3 protein-coding genes are annotated in these 4,793 nt (G+C 55.3%); all 3 read right to left on the reverse strand.

Translation table 11 applies throughout. The features are described from left to right. Window positions 1–2,277 (reverse strand): hypothetical protein (locus tag AB1S50_RS18825; protein ID WP_455363765.1); only part of this gene is annotated, 2,277 nt, incomplete at its 3' end. A 67-nt stretch (window positions 2,278–2,344) separates the two neighbouring features. After that, a complete protein-coding gene (locus AB1S50_RS18830; RefSeq protein WP_367152756.1) occupies window positions 2,345–3,676 on the reverse strand; it encodes a DUF6531 domain-containing protein in 1,332 nt (443 codons plus the stop codon). An 844-nt stretch (window positions 3,677–4,520) separates the two neighbouring features. Continuing rightward, window positions 4,521–4,793, reverse strand: a 273-nt coding sequence (locus tag AB1S50_RS18835) for a hypothetical protein (RefSeq protein ID WP_367152757.1), incomplete at its 5' end; no start/stop codon positions are given.

Genomic DNA, 4,793 nt, shown 5'->3' on the forward strand with positions numbered 1-4,793 from the left:
TAAATACCTGCCAGTGGAGGGATCGTAATCCCTAAAGTAGTTGTAATAGCGTGGCGCTTCCTCTCCCTTGATCTGCCCCGGAAAACGCAGGTTGACCGTGGTCGGATTGGTATCGTTGTCCGGATCATTATTCGGTGTCGTGCGCCCAAAGGCATCGCTGTCCCAGCGCCAGACAATAGCTTCGCTGCTGTTGGTACCGATACGCGGGGTGTTGAGATGGTCGGTGTGCAGGTAGGTTAGGCTGGTGCCCTGTACCTGGCCATTGCTGTAAGTGATCTCGACCTGTGCGACCGGCATGGTGTCCAGGTAGATATAGTCAATCCGGCTCTGGATGTCGGTGCCATTGCTGGCGTAACTGGTTTCACCAAGGTATTGGCCGCCCAGGTCATAGTGCAGCAATGCGTCCTCGGCCTTGGCGGTGCGTACCCGCTGGCCGATGGCGTTGTAGTAGTAGGTACCTTTGAGTGTGCTGTTTTCGGTATAGGTTTTGAGGCGGTTGGCGTGGTTGTAGCTGTACTGCTGCTGTCCCCCGTCGATACTGGTGGTGTTGCCGGCGGCGTCGGTCACCCAGGGTTGACTATCTCTTTGCGTTAAACGATTGGAGGTAGTCTCGTGGCTGTAGCTGGTAGTGCTCAAGGTGCCGCCGGTATCGGTGGCGTCCTTCTGGGTGCGGTTGCCCACCGCATCGTACTGATAGTCGTTCTGGCCGGCGATATAGCCTTCGCCGGTGAGGCGGTTCAGATTGTCGTAGACAAAGGCCCTGTCTTTGCTGGTATCCAGGCTGTCGGCGATGCCGGTGATATTGTTGGCCAGGTCATAGGTGTAGAAGTCGGAGCGGACATTGCCGATACCGCTGGCGGTGACGGTCTCCAGCCGGCCGTCCAGGTCGTAGCTATAGCTCTGGGTGATGCCGTTGCCATAGTCCATGGAAGAAATGCCGCCATAGGGCTGGTACTGGATATTGCTGACCAGGGTCTGGGCCGTGGCCTGGGCATTCTCCTGGCTGGTGATGGCGCTGATACGACCCAAGGTGTCGCGGCTGTAGCTGATAATACGGCCGGAGGGATAGGTGATGCTGGCGACACGGCCCAAGGTGTCATAGCTGTACTGGGTGCTGAAACTCCAGCTGGCGATGGTGTCGTCCTGTTGGGTGATGCGGCCCAGGTCGTCATAGATCAGGGCGGTAGCGCCGGCGTCGTTACTGAAGCCGGTCAGGCGACCCACGCCCTGGTTGCCGTTATCGGTATTGTCGTAGCTAAAGGCCGCGTTCTCGGCGGTGCTGCCGGGATAGGTGATGGCGGTGAGGCGGTTGAGGGCATCGTAGCTGTAATTGGAAACTATACCCCGCGCATCGGTGCGGGTAATGAGGTTGCCGGCCGGGTCGTGGTCGTAGCTGGTAATACCGGTATCGGGGCTGGTGAGTTTTGTAAGGTTACCGAGAAAGTCGTACTCGTAGCTGGTGGTGTTGCCACGCTGATCGGTGACCGAGGTAATGCGGTCGGCATAATCGTAGGTGTACTGGACCTGGTTGGTGTCCGCGTCAGTGACGGCCTTGACCCGACCCAGGGCATCGCGGGTCTCTCCGGTGGTGTTCTGATTGCCGTCGGTGGTGGAGGTGCGGTCGCCGTTCTTGTCGTAGGCGATGGAGGTGTTCTGTCCGTTGTTGCCATCCACATCAATCAGGCGGCTCAGCTCGTCGTAGCTGCGGCTGACAGAACGCACCAGGGTGGTGCCATCGGCGGCATAAATCTTTTCCTGCAATACATTGCCGTCAGCGTCCAGGGTATAGGTCATCCGCTCGCCGAGAGCATTCTCCACTGCGGTGAGACGGCGGGCGTCATCGTATTCAAAACTGATGTCGGAGCCATCCGGGTAAGCGATATTGGTGACCTGCCCTACGTCATCGTAGGTGTAAGTGGTGGTCTGATCGCCGGAAGCCGCCTTGGCCGTAGCAGTTTTCAGCCAGCCACGGGGGGTATAGGTGTAATGGGTCTGCAGGCCGTTAACATCCTGTACTTTAAGGCGACGACCGGCGGCGTCATACTCAAGCACCGACTCCACATGCCCCAGGGCATTGGTGATGCTGGTGAGACGGTTGTTGGCGTCATAGCCGTAGGTGGTGATGTCGGAAACATCGGTGCGGGGGCCGTTGGCGGTCTCCATCTTGCCCGCTGCGGTGTAGGTATAGGACCAGTTCTGTTGTGTGACGGCCGCGCTGGTGCCGTGGGCCACCAGCAGACTCAGCGCCCCCGCGAGGACGGATTTAATAAAGCGCATAACAATTCCTTTCTACTTATTGTTGTTCAGCAAGCAAAATCTCTAACCGGTTGATCCATTCAGCCACTCAAGGGCTGGGCACAGGTGTGACCTGCTTGCTCAATTGACGGCCGGCACTGTCATAGCTGTAGTCGGTTATCGATTCCATCGTGGTGATCTTGGTTGGCAGGTTCAGAGTGGGATGCCACTCTGTGGTGATTACTTTGGCCTCGGGGGTGCCGGCCGCCTCGGTACGGGTCAGCTCTCGCCCCAGACTATCGCGGGTATAGGTGGTGGTATTGCCCTCCCAATCGGTCTCACTGGCGATAAAGCCATTGGCGTCGTAGGTGTAGCCCTTGTTGGCGGCGGCACAGTTAGCCGAAGCTTCACCATCGATGGAGGTGATACGCTTAACGCCGTTTACATCCCCATAGTGGTAGGTGGTTTGCTTGCCCAGGGCATTGGTCAGACGGCGCGTGTTGGCATCCACATAGGCCACATCCACTGACTCGGCGCCATTGTTGTGTTCAGTGCGAATGGCCCGCCCCTGGTCGTCGTAGGCAAAACTGCTGTAGACTTCGCCGGTTTCATCAGTGACACCCGTGAGGGCATTGGGGAAGCGACTGTCCTCGTAACGGAAAACCCGCTGTGGCGAAGTGCTGCCGGGAAAGGTGATAGAAGCTAGCAGTCCATTGGTATTGTAGGCGAACTGGTACACGGAATTATCATTGCGGGTGATCTGGGTCAGATTGCCGCCCGTGTAAGTCAACGTAACGCTGTTGCCATTATCGTCAGCAATAGTTTCTTGCTGGATACCGCCGGTATCGTAGCTATAGGTGATACCCCGGCCCTGTTCATCCTCCACACGCAGAATACGGCCTGCGGTGTCATATTGCTCGGTACGAGCATCCACCTTCAGAGTCCAGCCGGTATGCTGTTGGTTGGTATCCAGGTCCCGGGTTACCTGCCAATCCCGATTGGCCTGCGCAACAAAAGTGCCGTTCTCGTCAACAAAGTGCAGATCACTGCCATTTGGGCGATAGGCGATCAGTCGCTCTGTCACGCCATCGGGCAATGTGTAATGGGCCAGGAAATAGCTGTGGTTGTGGCGCCAATGCTCTGTGGCGCTGCCGGTATATTCCAGAGCCGGGTCCCTGTCCAACGGTAGGGTGATCGGCTGTTCGCCGGCAGGCAATGGCTGTTCGGTATGTACCGTGGTTGCGCCGCTAACGCCGGCGCCAAGGCTGTAGCCAGCACCGGTCTTTTGGTGGTTGCCAAAGCTGTTGTAGCGCCAGGAGAAGGTTAGCGGGAAATCCCCCTCCGCCTCGAAAACGATTTCGTCTTGCCTTTTATGGCCATTAAAAAAGTTGATGGGATTGCCGGCCAGGTTGTCACAGCTCTGGGGCTCGGGTGGAGCCACACAGTCTCGTGCAACACCGTCCCAGGGCTTATCGGCTGAGCATTCTTTTTCACAGAAATTGGTATCAGCGTTGTAGGTCGTTGGGGATTGGCACTGAGGTGAAGCTTGAGGGATATAGCACAGCCCTGTTTCCGGATCTTCAATATACGGTGTCTGACAACCTGCGTCATCCCAATAGAAATATGCCCAATCCTCAATGTCGTGATTATAGGTGCGGTAATGAACGCTAGTTGATCTACAAGGGCCGTAGCCACCGGCAGCCTGATATTCATCACACGCAGCATATGCATCAGCTCGGCTTGCGTAGGTACCGATTGTCACGGCTGATGAGAGGGGGCTAACCAATAAAAGCGTTAGCAAAATCAAAGAGCATATCTGCAAGCTGAGCATGAAATTTATACCATTTATTTTTTTAAATGAGGTTGCGTAGAAGACTAATTACACCTCATTGGATTAAGATCCTCCTACGAGCCGCTACTTATTTTTGTGAAGGAGTTAACAAAATCTAGTAAAAAAGGAAAGCAGTCGGATGATAAAGTTACGATCGCTGTCTACAGCGATACTATGCCTCTTTTTATAAGGACATCGCAAGGAAAAAGAGCAAAATTTGGACCATATTATCAAGTTGCGACGATCAACCTCTAAAAAGTAGCTTCGGTTCCCTGCGATGCCTTTGCTGATATCGCATTGATCCGCTTTTGAATCGCATCCAATTTTAGCTGCTTGGCCTTGCGTGGAATATCCTCCGCCAAGATGCGCTCTCGCCGCTTGCGTAATTCACTCAGGCGCCGGCTGGCTTGGTTCAGTGGTCGGCTCCGGTTTCATTCTCCTGGACGCATTCCTGTCAGACTTCTGCGAGGTGCTTCGCAAGCCGCTCCCGCACATCAAAATAAGAGTTGGGCATAATCACGCTGGATAGCTTCAGGGCGCTCAGGATGCATTTCTGAGTGGCTTTAGGGTTTGTTACAGTTCGCAAATACTCACCCAGCTCCCAGTAGCCGTCCACTGCTATTGCGTTGTTAAGGGAGTGTATTGCTTTGTCGACAGGGCCGCTTTCATCGGTTGTTCGAGACATCAAGCCGCATCCAGCACCGTTTTCAAACGCAGCACCCGGTGA

Origin of the sequence: Microbulbifer discodermiae (genome assembly GCF_040742695.1) — a bacterium.
Lineage (GTDB): Bacteria > Pseudomonadota > Gammaproteobacteria > Pseudomonadales > Cellvibrionaceae > Microbulbifer.